At 48.0% G+C, this 24,855-nt stretch carries 22 protein-coding genes, 2 tRNA genes and 1 pseudogene; 8 read left to right on the top strand and 17 right to left on the bottom strand.

All coding sequences use genetic code 11. The features are described from left to right. Nucleotides 1–82: 82 nt before the first annotated feature. The 7 genes from Q384_RS01585 to Q384_RS01615 all read right to left on the bottom strand — a co-directional run bounded on the left by Q384_RS01585 (nucleotide 83) and on the right by Q384_RS01615 (nucleotide 6,609). Nucleotides 83–766 carry an energy-coupling factor ABC transporter permease gene (locus Q384_RS01585; protein ID WP_037585541.1) on the bottom strand — a complete coding sequence of 228 codons (684 nt, stop codon included), beginning with the start codon at nucleotides 764–766 and terminating at the stop codon, nucleotides 83–85. Nucleotides 767–775: 9 nt separating this feature from the next. Beyond that, nucleotides 776–1,426 (bottom strand): CoA pyrophosphatase, encoded by a 651-nt coding sequence (locus tag Q384_RS01590; protein WP_051940273.1) that lies wholly within the window; start codon nucleotides 1,424–1,426, stop codon nucleotides 776–778. 3 nt (nucleotides 1,427–1,429) lie between these two features. Continuing rightward, the gene (locus Q384_RS01595) at nucleotides 1,430–2,413 is read right to left on the bottom strand and encodes a KpsF/GutQ family sugar-phosphate isomerase (RefSeq protein WP_037585542.1); all 984 of its coding nucleotides are present in this window, start codon (nucleotides 2,411–2,413) and stop codon (nucleotides 1,430–1,432) included. Between the two features lie 143 nt (nucleotides 2,414–2,556). Beyond that, on the bottom strand, nucleotides 2,557–3,576 hold the full coding sequence (gene hemH, locus Q384_RS01600; protein WP_037585544.1) for a ferrochelatase: 1,020 nt from the start codon (nucleotides 3,574–3,576) through the stop codon (nucleotides 2,557–2,559). Nucleotides 3,577–3,769: 193 nt separating this feature from the next. Then, complete coding sequence (locus tag Q384_RS01605) at nucleotides 3,770–4,117, bottom strand: tryptophan 7-halogenase (protein WP_037585546.1); 348 nt, start codon at nucleotides 4,115–4,117, stop codon at nucleotides 3,770–3,772. A 10-nt stretch (nucleotides 4,118–4,127) separates the two neighbouring features. Beyond that, nucleotides 4,128–5,699 carry a glutamine-hydrolyzing GMP synthase gene (guaA, locus tag Q384_RS01610; RefSeq protein ID WP_037585547.1) on the bottom strand — a complete coding sequence of 524 codons (1,572 nt, stop codon included), beginning with the start codon at nucleotides 5,697–5,699 and terminating at the stop codon, nucleotides 4,128–4,130. Nucleotides 5,700–5,742: 43 nt separating this feature from the next. Beyond that, the gene (locus Q384_RS01615) at nucleotides 5,743–6,609 is read right to left on the bottom strand and encodes an ATP-binding protein (RefSeq protein ID WP_037585549.1); all 867 of its coding nucleotides are present in this window, start codon (nucleotides 6,607–6,609) and stop codon (nucleotides 5,743–5,745) included. Between the two features lie 301 nt (nucleotides 6,610–6,910). On the opposite strand from Q384_RS01615, the gene ychF reads away from it, so the two are divergent. The 7 genes from ychF (at nucleotide 6,911) to folD (ending at nucleotide 15,183) form a co-directional block, all read left to right on the top strand. Further along, nucleotides 6,911–8,002, top strand: coding sequence for a redox-regulated ATPase YchF (gene ychF / locus Q384_RS01620; RefSeq protein ID WP_037585550.1), 1,092 nt, complete (start codon nucleotides 6,911–6,913; stop codon nucleotides 8,000–8,002). 16 nt (nucleotides 8,003–8,018) lie between these two features. Beyond that, nucleotides 8,019–8,957 carry a methionyl-tRNA formyltransferase gene (gene fmt / locus Q384_RS01625; protein WP_037585551.1) on the top strand — a complete coding sequence of 313 codons (939 nt, stop codon included), beginning with the start codon at nucleotides 8,019–8,021 and terminating at the stop codon, nucleotides 8,955–8,957. Next, on the top strand, nucleotides 8,954–10,204 hold the full coding sequence (rsmB, locus tag Q384_RS01630) for a 16S rRNA (cytosine(967)-C(5))-methyltransferase RsmB (protein WP_037585552.1): 1,251 nt from the start codon (nucleotides 8,954–8,956) through the stop codon (nucleotides 10,202–10,204). Before fmt ends, rsmB begins: the two co-directional genes overlap by 4 nt. Next, nucleotides 10,170–10,772 (top strand): DUF4390 domain-containing protein, encoded by a 603-nt coding sequence (locus Q384_RS01635; protein WP_037585553.1) that lies wholly within the window; start codon nucleotides 10,170–10,172, stop codon nucleotides 10,770–10,772. The genes rsmB and Q384_RS01635 overlap by 35 nt, the downstream gene beginning before the upstream one ends. A 2-nt stretch (nucleotides 10,773–10,774) precedes the next feature. After that, complete coding sequence (locus Q384_RS01640) at nucleotides 10,775–12,877, top strand: sensor histidine kinase (RefSeq protein ID WP_037585554.1); 2,103 nt, start codon at nucleotides 10,775–10,777, stop codon at nucleotides 12,875–12,877. Beyond that, on the top strand, nucleotides 12,864–14,141 hold the full coding sequence (locus Q384_RS01645; RefSeq protein ID WP_037585556.1) for a sigma-54-dependent transcriptional regulator: 1,278 nt from the start codon (nucleotides 12,864–12,866) through the stop codon (nucleotides 14,139–14,141). The genes Q384_RS01640 and Q384_RS01645 overlap by 14 nt, the downstream gene beginning before the upstream one ends. Before the next feature lie 184 nt (nucleotides 14,142–14,325). Further along, nucleotides 14,326–15,183 carry a bifunctional methylenetetrahydrofolate dehydrogenase/methenyltetrahydrofolate cyclohydrolase FolD gene (gene folD, locus Q384_RS01650; RefSeq protein ID WP_037585591.1) on the top strand — a complete coding sequence of 286 codons (858 nt, stop codon included), beginning with the start codon at nucleotides 14,326–14,328 and terminating at the stop codon, nucleotides 15,181–15,183. A 118-nt stretch (nucleotides 15,184–15,301) separates the two neighbouring features. Here the strand turns inward: folD and Q384_RS01655 are convergent, their stop codons facing one another. From Q384_RS01655 to Q384_RS01665, 3 genes are all read right to left on the bottom strand, one after another. After that, a complete protein-coding gene (locus Q384_RS01655) occupies nucleotides 15,302–16,576 on the bottom strand; it encodes an O-acetylhomoserine aminocarboxypropyltransferase/cysteine synthase family protein (protein WP_037585557.1) in 1,275 nt (424 codons plus the stop codon). A gap of 61 nt (nucleotides 16,577–16,637) precedes the next feature. Continuing rightward, nucleotides 16,638–17,069, bottom strand: a complete 432-nt coding sequence (locus Q384_RS01660) for a type IV pilin protein (protein WP_051940275.1) — start codon at nucleotides 17,067–17,069, stop codon at nucleotides 16,638–16,640. Nucleotides 17,070–17,095: 26 nt separating this feature from the next. Next, nucleotides 17,096–17,308 (bottom strand): hypothetical protein, encoded by a 213-nt coding sequence (locus Q384_RS01665; RefSeq protein ID WP_037585558.1) that lies wholly within the window; start codon nucleotides 17,306–17,308, stop codon nucleotides 17,096–17,098. A 154-nt stretch (nucleotides 17,309–17,462) separates the two neighbouring features. Here Q384_RS01665 and gloA point away from each other — a divergent pair, with 154 nt between their 5' ends. Beyond that, nucleotides 17,463–17,861: a lactoylglutathione lyase gene (gloA, locus tag Q384_RS01670; protein WP_037585559.1), complete on the top strand. Its 399-nt coding sequence runs from the start codon at nucleotides 17,463–17,465 to the stop codon at nucleotides 17,859–17,861. A 183-nt stretch (nucleotides 17,862–18,044) separates the two neighbouring features. Here gloA and Q384_RS14225 read toward each other — a convergent pair whose 3' ends face one another. From Q384_RS14225 to Q384_RS01705, 7 genes and pseudogenes are all read right to left on the bottom strand, one after another. After that, nucleotides 18,045–18,176, bottom strand: a complete 132-nt coding sequence (locus tag Q384_RS14225) for a hypothetical protein (RefSeq protein WP_281174488.1) — start codon at nucleotides 18,174–18,176, stop codon at nucleotides 18,045–18,047. Between the two features lie 111 nt (nucleotides 18,177–18,287). Continuing rightward, nucleotides 18,288–18,941: an aminoglycoside phosphotransferase family protein gene (locus Q384_RS01675; protein WP_037585560.1), complete on the bottom strand. Its 654-nt coding sequence runs from the start codon at nucleotides 18,939–18,941 to the stop codon at nucleotides 18,288–18,290. A gap of 407 nt (nucleotides 18,942–19,348) precedes the next feature. Then, nucleotides 19,349–19,425 (bottom strand) — tRNA-Asp (locus Q384_RS01680). Nucleotides 19,426–19,467: 42 nt separating this feature from the next. Continuing rightward, a tRNA-Val gene (locus Q384_RS01685) sits at nucleotides 19,468–19,543 on the bottom strand. 412 nt (nucleotides 19,544–19,955) lie between these two features. Next, nucleotides 19,956–20,735: pseudogene (locus tag Q384_RS12855) on the bottom strand (IS5 family transposase). Nucleotides 20,736–21,068: 333 nt separating this feature from the next. Beyond that, on the bottom strand, nucleotides 21,069–22,529 hold the full coding sequence (dacB, locus tag Q384_RS01700; RefSeq protein WP_037585562.1) for a D-alanyl-D-alanine carboxypeptidase/D-alanyl-D-alanine endopeptidase: 1,461 nt from the start codon (nucleotides 22,527–22,529) through the stop codon (nucleotides 21,069–21,071). Between the two features lie 4 nt (nucleotides 22,530–22,533). Then, a complete protein-coding gene (locus tag Q384_RS01705) occupies nucleotides 22,534–24,714 on the bottom strand; it encodes a primosomal protein N' (protein ID WP_037585564.1) in 2,181 nt (726 codons plus the stop codon). Nucleotides 24,715–24,855 lie beyond the last annotated feature (141 nt).

Below are 24,855 nucleotides of genomic sequence, written 5' to 3' on the forward strand. Positions count from 1 at the left end.
TTTGATCAATGTGCAAAAACGGCACAGTGAATTAATGTTTGATTATGGGTAAATTGGCTGCAACGGAATAAATAATAATGATTCACCAGTCTGTTTGTCTTTTCAGGTAGTGTTCGTCGTTAAAGGTACTTAAAAATTGAGGTGCAAATGCAATAAAAACTGCACTGAACAAACCGGTTAAAAAAGCATCTCCCCACGCAATAAGAATAAACAAGGGCAAGACTTGCTGCAATAAAGTTTCGGTATTGAATACCTGCGCCGAATAAAGGCTGATGCCGACGCACAAGGCAATGAATGCCATGCCGATGATTGCCGCTAAAAAGCCATTGACAAAAATATACACAAACACATTTTCAGGCAGCCTTTTTTGGGCGAAACGCAGCAATAAGGTGCTGATAAACACAGGGGGAATAATGCAGCAGATGAGGTTGATTCCCCATGCTGTTAAATTATCAATACCGCCGAAAATCACACAAGCTGCCAACATCAGCATACCGCACAACCACAATGCACCCGCCGCACCCAGCATTAAGGCAGCCAAAGCCACGCCCATTAAGTGATAGCTCATGCCTGCGAGATGACCATCGGTGATGTTTGCGCGTAATCCCCAAAACAGAGCCAGCATTAAAGTTGCCGATACAACCGCGGCATGGTGGGTGCGGATAATGCGGCAGGCGGCGGGGAAGGTGATGAACATCAGTATCAGACAAACACCGTTTGCCGCCCACAAAACAGGCGGATTAAACCAATGACTGTAAAAGTTCATGACATTCCATTAGCGGTACGTTTTGGTTTCAGGTTCAGGCAGCCGATGTGCATTATTTTGCGCCAATTGATACAGCATGGCGGCAGTGGCACCCCAAATATCGTATTGTTCAAAATGCAGATGATAAACCGGTAAGCGGTATTGCTGATGAACAACCATTTCTGTTCGGTAGTGTTGGGTATCCAAGGCAATGTGCAAGGGCAGGGAGAAAACGGCGGTAACTTCTGCCGGATTGGGCTGCCAAACAGGTGAATCGGCGGATTTTGATTGGTATAAAGCAACAAACGGCGTAACAGCAAAACCGCTGGGCAAATAACACACAGGCAGTTGCCCTATTATTTGCCAGTTTTCCGGCGATACGCCCAATTCTTCTTGGGTTTCACGCAAGGCTGCGGCTAAATGGCTGCTGTCTTCAGCCACCACTTTGCCGCCCGGAAAGGCAATTTGTCCTGCGTGGTGGGGCAAGTGATTGCTGCGTTGGGTCAGCCACACACAAGCATTGCCGTTGTCTTGCCAATCAAACGGCAACAATACAGCGGTTGCCTGAAAACGCAAGGGCAGCTGTTTAACCAATTGTGTGCGTTCATCAGGCAGCAGATGGCTGTTATCGCAAGCAAATTGCAGAAATTGCGTCAGCCCACGGCGACTTTGAAACGGCATAATTTAAGCAATGCGCGCTTGCAATAAATCTTGCATATTTAATGCACCAACGGGGCGATTGCTGCTGTCCACCACCACCAAGCCGTTTACTTTGTTATTTTGCATGGTTTTCAGTGCTTCCACCGCCAGCTGATTGGTGGTTACGGTAATGGGATTGCCGCCCATGATGTTTGCCATGTTCATGCCGATGAGGTGGTCTTCTCTTTGAAACAAGCGGCGCAAATCGCCGTCGGTGAATACGCCTGATAATTTACCGTCAGGGTTGGTTATCACCAACATACCCAAGCCTTTTTCGCTCATGGTAACAATGGCTTGTTTTAAGGGCGTATCTTCACTCACCAACGGCAAGCGATCGCCGCCGTGCATAATGTCAGATACCGTGGTTAATAAGCGTTTACCCAAACTGCCTGCGGGGTGGCTCAAGGCAAAGTCATCGGAAGTGAAATGACGTGCGCGCAGTAAGGCAACCGTAAGCGCATCGCCCAAAACCAAAACGGCTGTGGTGCTGGAAGTGGGTGCCAAACCGAATGGGCAGGCTTCTTGAGAAACGGCGGCAAGCAAATGAACATCGGCATATTGTGCCATGCGTGATTGCGGTTTGCCGGTAATGCAGATTAAATCCACGTTTTTGCGTTTAATGGCAGAAATCATGGTGATGATTTCATCGTTTTCACCCGAATTGGAAATGGCAAGCATCACATCACCGTCCACAATCATGCCCAAATCACCGTGTCCGGCTTCGGCGGGGTGAATAAAAAAAGCAGGGGTGCCGGTAGAAGCCAAAGATGCGGCAATTTTGCGGGCAATGTGTCCGCTTTTGCCCATGCCTGTTACCACCACCCGCCCATGACATGCCAAAATGGTATCCACGGCATGGGCGAAATTTTCATCCAGCGAGGCACACACTTCGCGCACAGCGGCTTCTTCGGTTTCAAAAACGGCTTTCGCCCATTGTAAATAAGCGGTTTTGGTTTGTTGCTTTGTCATGATGCAACCTTTGTATTTTCATTTAATTTTAATGATGCACAAATCATTGTTTAACTTTGGATTTGCTTGGTATTTTTGCTGATGATACACGCCTTGACTGCTGATTTAAACCCAGGCTGAAATTCGGTGTGAATGCGCTGAATTCAAGCCAGCCAACCTGCCAAATGTTGTTTTATCAGCGAGGCAAGCGCATTGACGCCATTGTTGTCATCATTCAGACACGGAATGTAATGAAATTGCACACCGCCTGCGGCGAGAAAATCATTGCGTCCTTGTACGGCGATTTCCTCCAAAGTTTCCAAACAGTCGGCGGCAAAGCCAGGGCAAATAATATCCAGCTTGCGAACGCCTGATTGAGGCAGCGATTGCAGTAAATCTTGGGTGGACGGTGTTAGCCATTTTGCCTTGCCAAAGCGGCTTTGATAGGCAAGCAGGTATTTATTTTCAGGCAGCCTGAGTTTTTCCGCCAGCAGACGCACCGTGGTTTGGCATTCTTGGGCGTAGGGGTCGCCGTTGTCGTTTTGTGCCTGCGGTATGCCGTGAAAACTGAACAATAATTTATCACCGCGCCCATGCTGCTGCCAATGATGTTCAATTTGCGCGGCAAGCGCAGCGATATAGTTTGCATTATCGGCATAGCCGGTAATAGAGCGCACAGCCATTTGCCTGCGCTGGCGCAGCAATACATGCCATACTTTATCCAATGCAGCGGCGGAAGAAGATGCGGCGTATTGCGGATAAAGCGGCAGCACCAATAAACGATCAACGCCTTGCTGCTTTAAATTGGCAATTACGCATTCAACAGACGGTTCACCGTAAGTCATGGCGTAATCGGTGATGATTTGGGCATCAAAATCGGCTAATTGGCGATGTAATTTAATACACAAGTTTTGGGTATGCCGCAATAAGGGCGCACCTTCAGGCAGCCAAATTTTTTGGTAGCCGTGTGCGCTTTTGGGGCTGCGTAAAGGCAAAATGATGCCGTTGAGCAAGGTTTGCCACATAAAACGCGGTAATTCCACCACGCGGCGATCTGATAGAAATTCACGCAGATACGGGCGAACCGCTTTGGTTTCGGGTGTTTTCGGTGTGCCTAAATTCAACAGCAGTACACCGATTTTCGGCGTGTTTGCCGGCGGTTCAGGGAAGAAATACGGTTTCATGGTTGGTTTGTGTTTTTTATTTTTTGTATTGTGCTGCGGTCAATATTGGCAGTATCTTGGCTGCACACACTTTGTTTTAAATTTACTGCCGATACTTGAATTATCGTTATTATAAAAGACAAAACGGTATTATTTCCGTTGTGTGCAGAAATAACACCGTTTATTCAATCAATTTATTCAATCAATATTCAATTTAAATCAAACCATTTTGCTCAAACGCCGGAAACAATACCCTTTCTTCAAAACGCACATGTGCCGTTAGCTTTTCTGCCAGCACTGCTGCATTTTCAGGCTGCCTGAAACATTGGCGCAGCTCTTGGTGCTCTTGCAGAAATTGTTCCTGTAAATGCACTTGATTGAGCTTGTGCCAATACGCGGAAAATTGCCGCTCTTCTGCATCAAAATGCGCCAAAATGGCATCGCGTACTGCTTCAATTTGCGTTGTGTGATCGGCGTTCGGTTCGCGCCGAATGCAGTTGCACAAACTCAAAGCGGTGTGATGTTCGCGGGAAAAGTGGGCTAAATCGGGGTGTCGTTTCATGGTTGGCTGTTTATTCCCACTCAATCGTGGCAGGCGGTTTGCCGCTGATGTCGTAGGTTACCCGATTGATGCCGCGCACTTCGTTGATAATGCGGTTGGATACGCGGCCGAGTAAATCATAGGGCAGGTGCGCCCAGTGGGCAGTCATAAAATCACTGGTAATCACCGCCCGTAATGCCACCGCATATTCATAAGTGCGCCCGTCGCCCATTACCCCCACCGATTTCACCGGCAAAAACACGGCAAAGGCTTGGCTGGTTTTGTCGTACCAAGACACATTGTTTTCATCAACCGTATTGCGCAATTCTTCAATAAAAATATGGTCGGCACGGCGCAGTAAATCGGCATATTCGGCTTTAACTTCTCCCAAAATCCGCACACCCAAGCCGGGTCCGGGAAAGGGGTGGCGGTACACCATTTCCGGCGGCAACCCTAAGGCAATGCCCAATTCGCGCACTTCGTCTTTAAACAAATCGCGCAAAGGTTCAAGCAATTTTAAATTTAAGGTTTCAGGCAGCCCGCCGACATTGTGGTGGCTTTTAATGGCGTGTGCTTTGTTGGTTTTCGCGCCTGCGCTTTCAATTACATCGGGGTAAATAGTGCCTTGTGCCAGCCATTTGGCATTCACTCGTTTTTTTGATTCTTGCTGAAATACTTCCACAAATTCCGCACCGATGATTTTTCGCTTTTGTTCGGGGTCGGTAACGCCCGAGAGCTTGCTCATAAACGCTTCGGCGGCATCGGCATGAATCACATTTACGCCCAAATGTTTGCCGAACATTTCCATCACCATTTCGGCTTCTTTGTGGCGCAGTAAACCGTTGTCCACAAACACGCAAGTCAATTGCGCACCAATGGCACGGTGAATCAGCGCGGCGGCAACCGATGAGTCCACACCGCCGGATAAACCCAGAATCACTTCATCGCTGCCCACTTGTCTGCGAATTTTGGCAATGGCTTCATCAATGTAATTGGGCATGGTCCATGAGGGTTTGGCTTGGCAAATGTCCAGCACAAAACGATTCAGCAAAGCCTTGCCTTGTTTGGTATGGGTTACTTCGGGGTGGAATTGCACACCGTAAAACCGTTTATCGGCGTGTTCCATAATCGCAATCGGGCAGTTGGGGGTATGCCCCACCGCACGAAATTCAGGCGGCAAGGCGGTTACTTTGTCGCCGTGGCTCATCCACACGTCCAATTGATGGGGTTCGCCGTCGAAAATGCTGTCGGTTAAGGCATTGGCATCGGTTGCCACGCGGGCGTAACCGAATTCGCGCTGATCGCCCGGCGACACCGTGCCGCCCAATACGTATGCCATCCATTGCATGCCGTAGCAAATACCCAATACCGGTACACCCAAATCCAGCAAACCGCTTGCCGCTTGGTAATCGGAGTTGTAAACCGACATTGGGCTGCCTGAAAGAATAATGCCTGCGGGTGCAAAGGCTTTAATGTCTTCCAAAGACATATCAAACGGGTGTAATTCACAATACACATGCGCTTCACGTACACGGCGGGCGATGAGCTGGGTTACTTGTGAACCGAAGTCCAGAATCAGAATTTTGTTTTGTGTTGTTGTCATGATGTAATTGATTTGATTATTAAAATAAAATACATTAAAAAAGTTAATCCGCCGTGCGCGCTTCAGGCAGCCTGCCTGCCCAGTCGCACACAAATTGCCACGCCACGCGCCCCGAACGGCTGCCGCGCATCAGCGACCAATTTAAAGCCGCTTGGCGGGCGGTGTCGTCAAAGGGTAAATCGGCATCTTCCAGCCAGCTTTGCACCGCCGCCAGATAATCTTCTTGCGCAAACGGGTAAAAACTCAGCCACAAGCCAAAGCGGTCAGACAACGACACTTTTTCTTCCACGGCTTCTTTTGGGTGAACTTCGCCGCGTATGCCGGTGCTGGCTTGGTTTTCGTCCATGTATTCGGGCATTAAATGGCGGCGGTTGGACGTGGCATACACCAATACATTATTCAAGCGCAAAGACAAGCCGCCGTCTAAAGTGGTTTTCAGGGCTTTATACGCTTCATCGCCTTCTTCAAACGACAAATCATCGCAAAACACAATGAATTTTTCGGTACGCTGTGCCAATATGGTTAATAAATACGGCAGCGTCAGCAGATCGCTTTTATCCACTTCAATCAAGCGCAAGCCTTGTGCCGCGTATTCGTGCAGCAAGGCTTTGACCAGCGATGATTTACCTGTGCCGCGCGCGCCCGTCATCAATACATTATTGGCAGTGCGCCCAGCCAAAAACTGTTCGGTATTGCTTACCAATTTGCGCATTTGAGTATTCACTGCCGCCAAACGATTTAATGAAAACGTATGCGGGCGCGGTAAACTTTCCAACACGCCTTTGCTGCCGATTCTTTGCCAGCGATACGCCACGGCATTCCAATCGGGCTCAACCGTTTCGGGCGGCAGCCACGCATCTAAACGGCGCAGTACCGAAGCGGCTTGTTTTAAAAATTTATTCAATTTCATAAATCCATGTCTTTATTCAGGTGTTCAAGATTTTTTGTTTTGGATAATCGGATAATCTCATAACAAACATTGTATTGCCGAAATCATTTTATTTTTGCAGGCTGCCTGAAAAGCAGCGGCTGCATCGGGTTTGTACTGCATGTTTGTACTGCATTGTAAACAATGGAATTGCTGCTTACAGCCGCTTACATAAGCAGGCTGCCTGAAAACAGTACATTATACTATCCCGCGCCTCGCTAAAGCACAACCCGCCTTGTGCTACAATATGCCCATTTTATTGACAGTTTTTTCAAGGAATAACATGAGTTTGAAATGCGGTATTGTCGGCTTGCCCAATGTCGGCAAATCCACTTTGTTTAACGCGCTGACCCAATCGGGTATTGAAGCGGCAAACTATCCGTTTTGCACCATTGAACCCAATGTCGGCATTGTCGAAGTACCCGATCCGCGCATGGCGGCTTTGTCCGAAATCGTGAACCCGCAAAAAATTCAGCCGGCGATTGTGGAGTTTGTGGATATTGCCGGTTTGGTGGCGGGTGCCAGCAAAGGCGAGGGTTTGGGCAATCAATTTTTGGCAAATATCCGCGAAACCGATGCCATTGTGAATGTGGTGCGCTGTTTTGACGACCCCAATATTATCCATGTGGCGGGTAAAGTTGATCCGATTAATGACATTGAAGTCATCGGCACTGAATTGGCACTGGCGGATTTGGCAAGCGTGGAAAAAACCTTGATTCGCGAAGGAAAACGGGCAAAATCAGGTGATAAAGAAGCACAAAAATTGGTGTCTGTATTGGAAAAATTGCAGCAGCATTTACTTTCAGGCAGCCCAATCAGGGCTGCGGGATTGAGTGATGACGAATTAATGGTGATTAAACCCTTGTGTTTGCTTACTGTTAAACCCGCGATGTATGTTGCCAATGTTGCTGAAGACGGCTTTGAGAATAATCCGTATTTAGACGAGCTCAATGCGTTTGCCGCCAAAGACAATGCACCTGTGGTGGTGCTGTGCGCTGCTATGGAAAGTGAAATTGCCGAATTAGATGATGCCGACAAAGCCGAATTCTTAAGCGAAATGGGTTTGGCAGAACCGGGTTTAAACCGCTTAATCCGCACGGGCTACGAATTGTTGGGCTTGCAAACCTATTTTACCGCCGGTGTGAAAGAAGTACGCGCTTGGACGATACACAAAGGCGACACCGCCCCGCAAGCGGCGGGCGTGATTCATACCGATTTTGAACGCGGCTTTATTCGTGCCCAAGTGATTGCTTATGATGATTTTGTCAATTTGGGCGGTGAAACACGTGCCAAAGAAGCAGGCAAAATGCGCGCCGAGGGTAAGGAATATGTGGTGCAAGACGGCGATGTGATTCATTTCTTGTTTAATGTGTAATGGGTTTTAAACAGTGATGAAACCACGAGTCATTTTTGCCGGTACACCGGATTTTGCCGCCGCCGCCTTAACCGCTGTTGTTGAAGCGGGTTTTGATGTGCCTTTGGTGCTGACGCAGCCTGACCGCCCCAAAGGGCGCGGCATGGCATTGCAAGCCAGTGCCGTAAAACAGACCGCCGAACGGCTGGGTTTGCCCGTGGCGCAGCCGACAACCTTGCGCACACCTGAAGCCGCAGATTTATTGGCCGCACAACGCGCCGATGTGATGGTGGTGGCAGCCTACGGCTTGTTGCTGCCTGAAAATATCCTCAACATTCCGCGCAAAGGCTGCCTGAATATCCACGCATCATTGCTGCCGCGCTGGCGCGGGGCTGCACCCATTCAGCGAGCCATTGAGGCGGGTGATGCGCAAACCGGCGTGTGTATTATGCAAATGGACAAAGGCTTGGATACCGGCGGTGTTGTCAGCCGCCATGTGTATCACATTCAACCATTTGACACCGCACAAACCGTACACGATGCTTTGGCAAAAATCGGCGCACACGCCATTGCGGCGGATTTACACCGTTTGGACGATTTGCAAGCCGTACCGCAAGACGGCAGCAATGCCACATACGCGCCGAAGCTCAGTAAAGCCGAAGCCGAAATGGATTGGACGCAACCTGCCGATGTATTGGCACGGCGGGTACGGGCATTTAATCCTGTGCCAGGGGCATGGACAACGCATCAGGGAAAAATACTGAAGATTTGGCAAGCCGAAGCGGTGAACGGTAAAGGCAAAGCAGGTGAAGTACTGCTTTGTCAAAATCAATGTGTGGTTGCCTGCGGTGAAAAAGCATTGTCTTTACAAGTGGTGCAGCCTGCCGGCGGCAAACCGATGCCGATTGGTGCATTTTTGGCAGGAAACCGTGTGGAAGCAGGGCAGGTTTTTGCATACAGGAATACCAATCCATGAGCATGGTACGGGCGCAAAAGCTGGCAGCACAAACCTTGCTGGCGGTGGAACAAAGGCGTAATTTAAGCGATGTTTTGACTGAAACCGCCGCACAATGTGCGCTTTCTGCCGCCGAAAAAGGCGCGTGGTACGATTTTGCCTATGGTTGTTTGCGTTATCGCGGTTTATTGCGGCAGCTGTTGGCTCAAATGCTCAAACAATCGGCACACCGCGATATTGAAACCTTGCTGTGTGTGGCGTTGTATCAATTGCTTTATACCCGTAATGCGCCCTATGCCGTGGTCAATGAAGCAGTTAATAATGCCGCTGCCATACAAAAAGGGCGATACAAGCATTTGGTGAATGCGGTGCTGCGCCGCTTTTTGCGTGAACAAGATGCCTTGCTGAATCAGGCCTTGGGTGATGAAACCGCACAATACAATCTGCCTGCTTGGTGGCTGCGCCGTCTGCGCCGAGATTATCCGCAAGCATGGCAAACGATTATCCATGCTTACCAACAACACCCGCCGCTGACATTACGGGTTAATCGGCGGCATCACACCGCAGAAAGTTATTTGGATTTGCTTCAGGCAGCCGATATGAATGCGCAGATATTGGATAAATACGCATTAACATTAAGCGAAGCATCGGCGGTGCATCAGCTGCCCGGATTTGAACAAGGCTGGGTGTCGGTGCAAGACTTCGGCGCACAGCAAGCCGCGCCTTTGCTTAATCCGCAAAAAGGCGAGCGGGTTTTAGATGCCTGCGCCGCGCCGGGCGGCAAAACGGGGCATTTGCTGGAATGGGCTGATTGTGATGTTACTGCACTGGATATTGATGCCGAACGATTGGTGCGTGTGCGCAGCAATATAAACCGATTGGGATTTCAAGCGTCAATTCATTGCGCTGCCGCACAAAATCTGTCTGCATGGTATGATAATCAGCTTTTTGATGCCGTGCTGGCAGATGTGCCGTGTACCGCATCTGGCGTGGTCAAACGCCACCCCGATATTAAGTGGCTGCGCCGTGAACAAGATGCTGCGCAAACCGCTGCGCAACAAGTGCCGCTGCTTGATGCGCTGTGGCAAGTATTGAAATCGGGCGGGCGTCTGCTGCTGGCAACCTGCTCTGTTTTTCAGGAAGAAAACCAAACTCAGCTGGCGCATTTTTTACAACGCCATGCCGATGCCGATTGCCGTGAAACCCGAGTGCTATTACCAAGTGAACAACAAGATGGTTTTTTCTACGCGCTTATTCACAAAAATTAGCCTGTTGCTGTGCAGCTTATTTTTGCTGTTGCTGATGCCGCAGGCACGTGCCGATGATATTAGCCCCGTGCGTAACCAAGCCTTACGCACCAATGGGGGGCAATTGCTCATCAGCACCCGCTTTCATACACAGTTGCCTGAAACCTTGCAGCAGGCATTATTGAACGGTGTGCCGATTACTTTCGACTTAAGCTGGCGGCTCACCGAACCATCGCTGACGGCGTACCGCTATCGCATCAGCCATTTATTTAATCGCAGCGACACCATTCAATACCGCCTTTCTTACCACCCGATTACGCGCCGCTACCGTGTCAGCATCGGCACTTTTTCTACAGAATATATTAATCTGGATGCCGCACTCAAAGCCGTGGGCGCGGCTGCCAATTGGCGGGTATTGGCAGAAGAGGCGTTATCTGACGTTGCCTTGTCTGATATTGAAGCACAGACGCGATTGAAATTGAGTACGGCGCAATTGCCGAAACCTTTTCAAATTAATGTATTGTCTTCCGGTGATTGGCAATTGGATTCCGGCTGGCACAATTTAAGCATTGAAGAAGAAGTGAATTAGCCATGCCGCGCTCTTTGTTGATTGCTGTATTGCTGAGCTTATTCACATTATTGATACTCACTGCCGCAACGGGCAGCAGCGGTTTACTGGCGGATTATTTTTGGTGGATATTCAGTTTTGGCGCGGTATTGTTATTGGTGTTGCTGGCGTGGACAATACTCTATGCCCGCCAGTTATTTCACACCAAACGCCGGCAAGCATTCGGTTCGCAAATTGCACGGCGGCTGGCACTGATGTTTACCCTGATTGCGGTGTTGCCGGGTTTGTTTTTGTTTGGTGTATCAGCCCAATTTATCAGCCACAGTATTAATTCTTGGTTTGGTAACGATGTTGCCGAAGCCCTGGACCGCAGCTTGAATTTAAGCCAATCGGCTCTGGATTTTGCGTCGGACAACAGTTTTCGCCGTGCCGCTGCTGTGCAAGTTCAGCTGATTGCCGCTGTGAGTATGGGGACAACGGCAGATTCTGTGCTGCATGAATACGGGAAAACCGAGGCATTCAGCCAATTGCAGCTGGTGCGCCTAACGGATTTACATATTCAGGCAGCCTATAACCCGCAAAATTTATCCAATCCCGAAATAAGTCAGGAAAGTTTAAAAGAACTGACCCAAACCGGTTCTTTGAGTGAACGCGAAAACATCAACCATGTGTTATACGCACAAGGCTGGTTGATGCTGCCTGAAAACGGTGAATCCCTCGCTTTATTTTTCAGGCAGCCTATTCCGAAAAATGTGGCGGAAGATGCCACTTTAATTGAGCTGACCCGCGCCAAATACGCCGAACTCAAATATGCCAAACGCGGGTTGCAGATTTTTTTCCTGATGACCTTGTTCATGGCAACCTTGCTGGCGGTGATGTTGTCTTTATTGCTGGCACTTTATTTTACCAAGCGTTTTTCTGCACCGATTCTGTCTTTGTCGGAAGGCGCGTTGGCAGTGGCACGCGGCGATTTAAGTCAAAAACGTCCTATTTTTCATGATGATGAATTGGGTAATCTCACCAAATTATTCAATCACATGACCGAGCAGCTGCGGGGTGCGCATGAACAGCAAACCGCCGCCCGCTTGTATCTGGAACATGTTCTTAACAGCCTGAATACCGGCGTGATTACATTCGACAGTAAAGGCTGCCTGAAAACCCACAACCACAAAGCGCAAGTGATTTTGGGGCAAGACTTGGATAAATTGGTACAGCAAAATATTGACGAAATTGCCGCTGCTTCGCCGCAAATGTGGTTAATTGCCGAAGTGCTGAATGCTTTTTTGGCAACCGAAAATCAAGAAAACCCGATTCAGCTCACCTACAACCGTGAAGATGATGCGGTTATCTTAATCGGCAAAGCCACCGAGCTGCCCACCGATGGCGGTAAAGATACCGTATTGGTATTTGACGATGTAACCGCGCTGATACGCGCTCAAAAAGAAGCCGCTTGGGGTGAAGTGGCGCGGCGTTTGGCGCATGAAATCCGCAATCCGCTCACCCCGATTCAATTATCGGCAGAGCGATTGGCGCATAAATTGAGCGGTAAACTCAATGAAGCAGATGCGCATATCTTAATGCGCAGCACCGATACCATTGTCAAACAAGTATCGGCAATGAAAGATTTGGTGGAAGCATTCCGCAATTATGCCCACGCCCGCACATTGAATTTAACTTTATTGGACATCAATGAATTGATACAAGAAATTCTGGTGTTGTATGAAAGCGGGCATTGTACATTTTTGGTTAATTTAAGTAATATGCCATTGTTAATATATGCCGACAACGGCGCAATGCGTCAAGTATTGCACAATGTATTAAAAAATGCGGCGGAAGCCGCTGCCGTTGATGCCGAGCCCACAGTATTGGTAAGCACTCAAGCAAAAGACAAAACCGCTGTCATTGCCATTAGCAACAACGGCAAGAATTTCAGCCAAGACATGCTGGCGCGGGCATTTGATCCCTATATCACCGACAAAAACGGCGGCACGGGTTTGGGTTTGCCTGTGGTGAAAAAAATTGTAGAAGAACACGGTGGGCGTGTACAAATCAATAATCTGCCCGAAGGACGTGCATGTATCAAAATAACTTTACCTTTAGCCGGTGAATCAAATGCGAAGCAGTGATATTTTAATTGTTGATGACGAAATCGGTATCCGCGAATTGCTGTCTGAAATTCTGCAAGACGAAGGGTACGGCGTTGCTGTGGCGGAAAATGCCGAAGCCGCGCGCGCTTTGCGTTTGCAAACACGTCCTGCTATGGTGTTGCTTGATATTTGGATGCCCGATTGCGATGGCATTACCTTATTAAAAGAATGGGCAAAATCAGGGCTGCTCACCATGCCTGTGGTCATGATGAGTGGACACGCCAACATTGACACCGCTGTGGAAGCCACCAAAATCGGCGCGTTGGATTTTTTGGAAAAACCCATCACCTTGCAAAAATTATTAAGCACGGTTGATCGCGCCCTCAAATACGGGCAAATGCAAACCGCCTCAAAAATGTCTTTGGATAAACTGGGCAACTGTGCAGTGATTAAAGACATGCTGGCACAGGCTGCCCGTGCTGCTAAAACCGCTTCTCCCGTATTGTTATTGGGTGAAAACGGTTCGCCTTTTGAATTGGTGGCACGTTATTTTCACAAGATTAATACCGCTTGGACAGAACCTGCTTTGCCGGCTCAAATCATTGATGATGCGGTTGGGCTGCTGAAAAAAGCCGGCGGCGGTGTTTTGTATTTGGGCGATATTGACCGCTATGAACCGATGATTCAGCGCGGCATCAATATCTTATTAACGCGTGCGCCGCGGCATCAGGTCAGAGTGGTTTTTGCTTGCAGCCGCCCGATACAAGATTTATTGCGCGACAGCAACCAAGATATTGATTTATTACATTCTCTATCTGTTTTAACCGTATCCATTCCGCCCTTGCGCACCCAGCTGGACGATATGGTGTTTTTGGTAGACCAGCTGATGTTGGAATTGTCGGAAACCCAAAAAATACCACCGGTTAAATTCACCTCCGCTGCGCTCAATGCTTTGCGCCAATACGATTGGCCGGGTAATTTGGAACAATTAAAAAACGTTGTGAAAAGTTTGGCATTAAACAGCGATAAACAAGAAGTTGATGCAGATGAAGTGCTTGCCATGCTTGATCAGTTCACTTCTCCCGCCATACCCAACGATACCGGTTTTAATTTTAACTTGCCCTTGCGGGAGTTGCGTGAAGAGTTGGAACGGCGTTATTTTGAATACCATATTGCCCAAGCAGGGGGCAATATGAGCAAAGTGGCAAAGAAAGTTGGTTTGGAGCGTACCCATTTGTACCGTAAGCTGAAACAGCTGGGGATACAAGTGGCCGCGAAAAAGCAAGGGGAGAAAGCAGAGTAAGTGTTTTGTTAGTTTACATTAAGAAATGAAAATTATTTTAACAAATTTAACCGTGTATCTATTCTGTGTATAGAATGTTGCGCAACATAGCGTCCTTGGCAGTACGTGCTTCTATATTCATAGCGGAAGTGCCGATCCCAAGGACTTTTTCATAAGAACAACAGTGAAAACAGCGATTTTGACCATGACTGCTCAATTGATTGACGGCAAAAAAATTTCCGAACAACGCCTTGATGCCGTGTCCGCCGCCGTTGCGCAGCGGCAGGCTGCCAACTTGCGCCGCCCTTGTCTGGCAGTGGTATTGGTTGGCAATGACCCCGCCAGTGCCGTATATGTGCGCAACAAAAAACGCGCTTGCGAAAAAGTGAATTTTGAATCACGCGCTTATGAGCTACCTGAAAACACTCAAGAAGCCGAATTATTGAATTTGATTGATGAAATGAATGCCGATAACGGCGTGGACGGCATTCTGGTGCAGCTGCCGCTGCCGAAACACATTGACAGCCAAAAAGTATTGGAACGGATTTTACCGCACAAAGACGTGGACGGTTTTCACCCGTATAACGTCGGCAGGCTGGCAGTAAAAATGCCGTTGATGCGTCCCTGCACCCCAAAAGGGGTAATGACTTTGCTGGCGGCTTACGGTGTTGATGTGGTCGGCAAAAAGGCAGTGGTGGTGGGTGCGTCCAATATCGTCGGCAGACCGCAAGCCTTGGAATTGCTGCTGGCTCGCGCCACGGTAACCATTTGCCACAGTGCCACCCAAAACCTTGCCGAAGAAGTTGCCGCCGCCGATATTGTAGTGGTGGGCGTGGGTAAACCCAATTTTGTTAAAGGTGCATGGATTAAGCCCGGTGCGGTGGTGATTGATGTGGGCATCAATCGTTTGGATAACGGCAGCTTGTGCGGTGATGTGGAATTTGCCGCCGCCAAAGAACGCGCCGCCATGATTACCCCCGTTCCCGGCGGTGTTGGCCCCATGACCATTGTCACCTTGCTGGAAAACACGCTTCAGGCAGCCCAAATACATGATTTAGATTGATTGGGTTATTGTTGAATTGATTTGGCTTAATTCACTTGGAATGAAGAAGAACATTAAAAGGCTGCCTGAATGGTTTCAGGCAGCCTTTTTATTATTGAATTTAAATGATAACAAAGCCTTACTTCGCCGCTGCCAAAGCCTGTTCCAAATCTGCCAATAAATCATCAATATGCTCAATGCCCACGCTCAAACGCACCATGTCTGCGCTGACACCGGCGGCGGCAAGCTCTTGCGGGTTGAGCTGGCGGTGGGTGGTGCTGGCAGGGTGCGTTGCCAATGATTTGGCATCACCGATATTCACCAAGCGCACAAATAGTTGAAGTGCATCAATAAAGCGCGCACCGGATTCGCTGCCGCCTTGAATACCGAAGCTGAGTAAACCCGAAGCACGATTGCCAAAATCGCGGGCGATTAATGTTTTATAAGGGCTGTTGGGTAAGCCGGGGTAGTTTACCCAGCTGACTTGCGGGTGGTTTTGCAGGAATTCGGCTACTTTTAAAGCGTTGTCGCTGTGGCGTTCCATACGCAAAGCCAAAGTTTCCAAGCCTTGCAAAAGCAAGAAGACATTCATTGGGCTGATGGCGGCACCGGTATTGCGCAGAGGAACAACGCGTGCACGGGCGATGTACGCCGCAGCACCGAAGTGTTCGCTGTAGTTTACGCCGTGATAGGAAACGTCAGGGGTAGTCAATACTTTAAAGCGTTCGCCTTGCGCTGCCCAGTCAAAACGCCCGCCGTCAATAATTGCACCGCCCAAACTGGTGCCGTGTCCGCCGATGTATTTGGTCAGCGATTCAATCACAATATCCGCACCCAAAAGCAAGGGGCGGCACAATGCGGGGCTGGCAACGGTATTATCGACAATCAGAGGCAATCCCTGTGCGTGTGCTGCTTGGGCAAAGGCAGGAATATCGATGACATTGACTGCAGGATTGCCGATGCTTTCACAAAATACGAGTTTGGTGCGTGCATCGGTGTTTGCAGCGATCTGCTGTGGATCGTTGGGGTTGATAAAGCGTACTTCAATGCCTTGTTTGGGCAGCGTATGGGCAAATAAGTTGTATGTGCCGCCGTAAAGTGTTTTGGTGGCAATGATGTTGTCGCCGGCTTCGGTGATGGTTTGAACGGCATAGGCAATGGCTGCCATGCCGCTGGCAACGCACAATGCCGCCAAGCCGTTTTCAACCGCTGCCAAACGTGCTTCCAATACGGCAGTGGTGGGGTTCATGATGCGGGTATAGATATTACCGGCAACGTTAAGATTAAATAAATCCGCGCCGTGTTGGGTGTTGTCGAATGCGTAACTGGCGGTTTGGTAAATCGGCACGGCAACAGCTTTGGTGGTGGGCTCGGGCGTGTAGCCGGCATGTATGGCTTGGGTTTCCAGTTTCATCGGTTTCCTTCGGCTGCCTGTTTTACAAAAATGGCAGCTTAAGTTTGTTTATGTGATGTGTTTATTCCACAGTACATGTGTTACTGGCGGACGCGTCTTCACAAAATACGACAACAACGTCCTGATTGACCCTTAACACGTTGGAGTCTGCCGTATCTTTGGGAGTTGCCTGTAGGGTGTATGTTTCATCTCCCACACTGATTAACTTCAAATTGAAGTGATTGGTTTCTTTTTTAGGTAGTTCTTTGGGAGGGTTGCTCGTGCTCATATCTTTTGTGGGATCTTTGAGAATGCCTTTAAACGTACTGTGTTGCGCATAGGTACGCTCCATTACTTGGCTGTTCTCCAACAATGCGCTTCTGGCTTGAGACAAACGTGTCCTGCGTGCATATTCTTGATAACTCGGATAAGCAATCGCCGTTAAAATAGCGAGAACCACAATGGTAACCATGAGCTCAATAAGCGTAAACCCACTGATTTTTTTTACTTTCATTTGTTTTACTCCGTGTATGAAGCCGATTATTGCTGTTTCATTGTTTCGGCTTTTTTAATTTGCGCATATTCACATAAAACACCGCAAAATGAAAGGGCAGAACCCAATTGAATTCGGTTTTGCTTTTGATGTACACATGATTTAACAGCATTTTTTTGAATAAACCGAAAACGGTGGTTTTGTACCGAATCGATGCCCATGCTTGGCTTGTATTCGGTAATGATTGAAATGGTATTCATTGGTTTTCAATTTATCGGATTGTGCAATAATAGCGGCTTACAGCTTAATCTGATGACGAGCGATTGGCACATCGGCTGGTGTTGCTTATGTTTTTTAAAAAGCATCGTCTGCTAAAATATTACCTGCTTTGTAAAATTTATAAAAGGAAAACCCATGAGATTACTGCACACCATGCTGCGTGTGGGCGATTTGGATCGTTCACTGGCGTTTTATCAAGATGTTTTGGGTATGCGTTTGCTGCGTAAAGAAGATTACCCGAGCGGCAAATTTACTTTGGCGTTTGTCGGCTATGGCAGCGAAACCGACCACACCGTATTGGAGCTGACCCACAATTGGGATACGGCAGCTTATGACTTAGGCAATGCTTATGGTCATATTGCCATTGAAGTGGACGATGCCGCCGCCGCGTGTGATGCAGTGCGCGCAAAAGGCGGTAAAGTGGTGCGCGAAGCAGGCCCGATGATGCACGGCAGTACAGTGATTGCTTTTGTGGAAGATCCCGACGGTTATAAAATTGAATTTATTCAGAAAAATTCAGGCAGCAGTCACTAAAGCGGTTGCGTTTGTACAACGAAACCTGCGGTCATTTATATTATTGCATGTGCTTAAAAAATGACCGCGCGGTTTTGCCCGATTCCCTTGATTTGCTGCTGTTTCAGGCTGCCTGAAGAATGTTTTGGTGCAATCTGAAACAGCATCGGTGTTTAACACAAGCGTGGAGTCGGGCTTTGACGATTACAACAGGGATTCTGCATAGAGAACGCCGGATAAATCAAAGTCGTCCTCATCTTCCGCGTCCCAGCATCTCATCAGCGTTATATCGATAAAAAACGCCCGAACGACATCGGCTTTTGGGAAACCGAGCATATCTGCAATATACGAAATGGCGCGTTCTACCGCATGTTTTCCGTTTTGATTGTGCTTAATCGCATCGTCATACTCGTTTGCAATAAATCGTCCGAGATCGCAAACGGACGGTCAGATTCTTGCATGAGGATCAACGATTACATATCCGCCGCAGGCGTTTTTCAGCAGATTATCGCCATGCAAATCACCGTGCAGCAGCAATCGCTCCGAATATTTATCGTATAAATATTTGCATTCCTCCTCCATTCGCCGCGATACCCGCCTGAGATCCGGAAATCGGCAGTCTTCAGACTGTATTTCCGCCGCTTGACGAACGGTTGCCAGATACGACAGATACAATGCCGCGTTGTTCGGAACGGTGTGCGCGTGTTTGAATACATCTGCAAACACAGACAGCCGAATGTTTGGCGGTTCAGCTTTGAGCACAGTACCCGGAACAATCTGTTCCAGCAGCAGCGCGCCGTTTTTTTCATCACACTCAAATGCGCGAACATACCCGCAGTTACCGCCGAATTCACGCAACGCGCGGATTTCACCGATATACCATTTGAATTCACCGCCGAAAATTTTCAGAACACAATTGCCGTGCAGTTCAGATCGGCAGATAAACAGACAGTTTACAGAGTAATATTCAATGAATATAAATTGCGACAGCCGCCACTGTTGTGCATATCCGTGCAGACGTACAGGCAGTGCGTCTGCAAATGTCTGCCCGAAATTATCTGTGATGTCCTGCAATTGCTTTGGTGTAAAGTTGTATGTCATCAATATATCCTCGCTCTGTAATAATATTTCAAACTCAGCGAAGAGCAAAATACTTGTGGTATGTTTTACCTGTTGTCAGCGGTTGTTGATTATTAGAAACATCGCTTTGATTGGGATTGCCATGTGATGTCAGTGCATCGCAGTAATTGCTCGGCAATACAGCGATCGCTTTTGTGCTTCTGAAAGCACTGAATATTCAAGAAGGTAGTTATAGAAAAACAAATCACCACAAAGTGAAAGCAAAAAATTGGCTTTGCGGGATTTGGTGGAGCAACAATTTAAAGCCGAGTGTCCCAATTAACTGTGGATAATGGATTTATTTAGATAGCTGAATCATGTTAAAATGAAAGGGCTGTTTCAGTTTATCCGAAACAACCCTTTTATGTTACTTTGAATTTTTTGAAATGTGGCGCGGCGGACGGGGCTCGAACCCGCGACCCCCGGCGTGACAGGCCGGTACTCTAACCAACTGAGCTACCACCGCGCGTTTTTCATTTTCCGGCAATAACGCCAAAAACAAGAAACTTGGTGGGTGATGACGGAGTCGAACCGCCGACATTCTGCTTGTAAGGCAGACGCTCTACCAACTGAGCTAATCACCCGCTAATCGCTTCAGCGAATTTCTGTATTAAACCATAAACCCAAACGTGTGGCAAGTGATTTATGAATTTTTTTTGTGTTTTATCTTAATATGCTTGCTTGGTTAAGCATAAACAACACCATAAATATATGTAAATACAGAGAATATATCCAAGCCTGCCATTTAGTCTTTTTTTCTCGTTTACTCTTCCGTCAGTCTCTTAAAGAAAACTCATCGGCAGCAATTAGCCATTAAACATTTTCACGTGTTCACCGTGTAATAAGCCAATTGCCGCCGCCAATGAATAACAATAAACAGAATTTTTACTTAATGCCGACAATGCCGCTGTTATGTAAACAATTGTTTCAGCAAAAAAATAACTAAGATTAATCCGTATTGTTTACACCCGCCTAGGGTCTGTGGATATTTAAAGCTCAGCGTGAATTGATTTCAGCAGCACATAAATAAATCATAGCCAAAAAAGACGAATCCGTTTTATCAGCTCTCATCGCAATTCGCTTATATTCCTTCAACTTGGTAAAGTAATTTTCAACCAAATGCCGCCATTTATACATCTCTTTATCCAATATTCTTGGATTTTTTCGGTTGGATTTTTTCGGTTGGATTTTTTCGGTTGGATTTTTGTGCGATAACCGCTTTCACGCCACGCCCATCTAATTCCTGAAAAAGCCAATCTGCATCAAAGGCTTTATCTGCTAACAGTGCTTGAATATCCGTATTTTCAATTAGCGCTAGAACGCCGGCTATGTCGTGCTTGTTACCCGGTAATAAAACAAATTTCACCAAATTACCCAAAGCATCAACCAACGCCATAATCTTGGTTGTTACTCCGCCGCGAGAATGACCGATTGCTTGATTACGCGTCCCGCCCACCGCACCTTGTCCGTGACGATGTACTTTCGATATTGTGCCGTCAATGGCGGCATATTCTAAGTCCGGCTTATTACTTAGTATGTTGAAAATATTCTTAAAAATACCTTTTTTAACCAATTGTTGTATCGTCTGTAAACGGTATTCCATTTACCAAACGACTTGGGTAAATCACGCCAAGGACTCCCTGTTCGGGCTATCCAAAGAATTGCTTCAAGAAATAAACGATTATTTTTCCCTATTCGCCCTCTGTCTGTTGCTTTTCCAAGACATAAAGGTTCTATTTTTTTCCATTGGGTATCGGTCAGTTTTAATCTATCCATTTGTTTATTATACATTATATGGGTAAATATCCACAGACCCTAATCTTGATGAAAAATACGACTGAACAAGAAACCTTTGATTTTGAAAGCAGTTGAAAAATAGCCCACAGAATCTGTGGATAAGTTTGTGGATAAGCTGTTGGACGAGGCAAGAAAAGTGAATGAAATCCATGCTGCACACATGATTGATTAAAAAATAATCAATCATATATTTATATAAAAATCATAATGTTATATATAATACGTTGTTTTATTGGCTTAAATAATTTATTTGGTAAGATTGTTTTTGAACGCACAAACACTGTGTATGAATCACAAAAAGTAGGGTATTTTTTAATCCTTATCGGGTGTTGTGTGTTTTTGTTTGGGTGCTTGCGGCACTGTATGGGCTTCTTCCCAGTTTTGGGCGCGGTGCAATACTTCGCTTACCAAGTAATCCAAATCAGGCAAATAGGCTTTGCTACCGACAGAGTTGATGATAACCACGATAAGCAGCGGGTGTTGCTGCGGGTTTTCAGGCAGCCAATAGCCTGCCAAAGCGCGGACATTCGCCAGTGTGCCGGTTTTTAAACGCAAACTGCCGCCGATTTTTTTGAAGCGGTTTTTTAGTGTGCCGTCATAGCCGGCAATGGGCAGGCTGTCGATAAATGCCGATGCGAACGGGGCGTGATAGGCTTTTTCCAGCATATCGCCGATAAACCGTGCGCTGACGCGTTCGCGGCGGGATAAGCCGGAGCCGTTTTCCAATATCAAGGTTTCATCGTCCAATCCTGCGGTAATCAGTGTGCGCCGTGCCGTGATTTTGGCGTTTTGCAGGGTGCTGCCGTTGCTGTTTTGCCCTAAGGTGAGAAACACGGTGCGGGCAATGGTGTTGTTGGAAAACTTGTTCATGTCTGCCAACACTTGCGATAAGGGCTTGGAATCTTGCACTGCCAAGATTCTTGCATTTATCGGGGTACGGCCTTCGGCAAACGTTACCCGATTGCCGCCGTCTGCCAGCCAATAACCGAGGAAGCTTTGACGAGCAAAGGTCTGCGTGTCGAGCATATTGAAAAACATTTTTTTGCCGGAGCAGGAAATCGGTATTTGCCCGCGGACACGCAAGGTATCTTTATCGTATTGTGCACGCACATAATTGGATAAGCGCGAACAAGCGGCAGAGCTGTTTTGCCGTGTAACTTGAATATCGGTGTTGATGTCTGGCAAGGGCGGGTCGGTGATGATTTGCGGGTTGCCGTATTCATCAATAGCCGCTTGCAGCCACGCTACTTTATAAGCCACCAGATGCGGGTCGGGCGGTGTGGTGAACGTTTCGGCGGCATCGGCTTCAAAACCGTCGGCACTGCCGATGCTGTCCCATACGCTACGGTCAAACACCACTTGTCCGTTAATGCGATTGATGCCGTTTAAGCGCAATTGCGCCTGCATGGCTTGTAAACTTTCTTGGTCAAAAACAGGGTCGCCGCTGCCGATCCAATAGAGATTACCCATCAGTGTGCCGTTGATAATGGGTGCATCACTTTTCCAAACCGTGCGCCAGCGGTGGTTTTCACCCAAATGGTTCAAAGCGGCAAAGGTTGTTACCAATTTCATTACCGAAGCGGGATTGACGCTGACATCGGCGCGATGTGCGGTGAGCACTTCGCCTGTTTGCAAATCACGGGTGTAAATAGCGATTTCTTCAGGCAAGATGCGTCCGAAGCTCAAAGCGTGGACAGGCTGAAAGATGCCGAAAGACAAAGATGCCGACAATAAATAAGGGCTTACTTTTTTAATAATATTTTTTAAAAACATGGTGCTACATTTCCAAAGGATCGACATCAATTAACCACCTGCTTTTTTTGTGTTGTTTTTGTGCCGCGGTTAAGCCTTGCTGCCACAGGCTGATTGCGTGGTGCAGATCGCGGCGGTTTTCACTTTCCAGAAAAATTTGCGCCCGTTCCCAGCCCGCCAGACGAGCCATCAGCATGGGAACAGGTCCGAGCTGGCGCACCGTTGTCAAAGCCGCCAATGGTTTTTGTAAGGCTGCCTGAACTTCGCGCAGCAAGGCTTGAGCTTCTGCGGCACTGGGTGCATCGGCACGTATGGCTGCCATGTAGGCAAACGGCGGCAAACCCATTTCCTGCCGCTGCCGCAATTCTTCGTCGGCAAATAAGGCATAATCTTGCGCCTGCAAGGCTTGGAACACGCGGTGCTCCGGCCATTGGCTCTGTACCCACACTTCACCGATGGCATCAGCACGTCCGGCACGCCCTGCCACTTGCATCAATTCGGCAAACAAACGTTCTGATGAACGAAAATCGGCACTGTAAAGACTGCCGTCGGCATTGACCACAATAACCAAATTCAAACGCGCAAAATCATGCCCTTTCGCCAGCATTTGTGTGCCGACCAATACATCAATTTCATTGCGCTCAATACGGGCATACAAATTTGCCCAATCACTTTTACGGGCGGTGCTGTCGCGATCCACGCGTTCGATGCTGGCGGTTGGCAGTAAGGCGCGCAAAGTATCTTCTGCACGCTGCGTGCCTTGTCCCACCGCGCTTAAATCTTGATTGCCGCAATCGGGGCAAATCGATGGAATGGGTTGGCGATGGCCGCAATGGTGGCAGCGCAATTGCCGTGCTTGCTGATGCAATACCAGTTTTGCCGAACAATGAGGACAACCAAATACATAACCGCAATCGCCGCAAAACAACACGGGCGCGAAACCGCGCCGATTCAGATACACCATGCTCATGCCGCCGTCGGCAAAATTATCGCGTAATTTTTGCAAGGCGGGGGCAGAAAAACCGTTATCCAATAATTGGCGGCGGGTATCCAATAAACGTACTTGCGGCGGTTTGGCGGTTTCACGGGCGCGGCGGCTTAAAGTGAACAGCCGATATTGCCCGCGCGATGCCTTGTGCCAACTTTCCAGCGAGGGCGTGGCACTGCCCAGCACAATGGGACACGCCGCTTGTTGCGCACGCCAAATGGCCAAATCCCGCGCATGGTAGCGCAATTCGCTTTCTTGTTTGAACGAGCTGTCGTGCTCTTCGTCCACCACAATTAAGCCAAGGTTTGGCAATGGTGTAAACACAGCCAAACGTGTGCCGATAATCAAAGATGCTTGTTGGCTTTGCGCGCGTAAATAATCATGAGCGCGTTCCCCCGCTGCTGTTTGGCTGTGCAACACCACTGCGGGCGTATTGGGGAAATACCGCTGTAAACGCGTTAATAATTGTGGTGTGAGGTTGATTTCAGGCAGCAAGAACAATACTTGTTTGCCCGAAGTCAAAACAGCAGCCATGATGTCAAAATACACTTCGGTTTTACCGCTGCCGGTGATGCCGTGCAGCAAAAACGATGTAAATCCGCCTAAGGCGGCCTGAACGGCATCTGATGCGGAGCACTGTTCTTCGTTTAAATCATATTCGCTTTGCGGCAGCACATTTTGCGGCGGTGCTTCGGTTTTCAGCCAGCCGTTATCCAACCAAGTATCAATCCATTTTTTTGCTTGGGTATGAATGGATTTTAATTCACTGATTGAGCGCGGTGCGGCAGATAATGCTTGCCACAAAGCGTGTGTTTTTTGATGCCGCATGGGCGGCGGTGTTTGTGTCAAACCAAGTTCGGATAAAACGTAATAAAGCGGCAACGGCGGCAAAACAGCTGCTTTTGGGGTGCGCAAAACCTGCGGCAGTGCCGCAAATACTGCTTGTCCCAAAGGATAATGGTAGTAACGGGCAGTGAAATCCAAAAACAAACGCCAATCGCGGTCAAAAGGCATTTCGTTGGTGAACACCGTTTCAATCGGCAGAATTTTATTGGCATCAATATCGGCTTCATCGGTACAACGCCACACAATACCGACTGCCAATTTGCCGCGAAAACGCACTGCTACCCGTGTTCCCTCCGCCAAACGGACAGGGTGTGTGTAGGTGAATAAATGCGGCAGCGGTACATTCAATGCCAAATGGTGGTAAATGGTCATGGGTTGAACCAAAAAAGGTTTTTTGAGTGCTTTGTGGCAGTGTCAATTAAAAAGCATTCCGTTTACGCAGACAGCGCATCGGGCGCACTTGGCGGTAAACCGTGAGTTGTGCCATTCACATGAGCGGCTACTTTATTTTTC

The organism is Stenoxybacter acetivorans DSM 19021, assembly GCF_000745895.1.
GTDB lineage: Bacteria > Pseudomonadota > Gammaproteobacteria > Burkholderiales > Neisseriaceae > Stenoxybacter > Stenoxybacter acetivorans.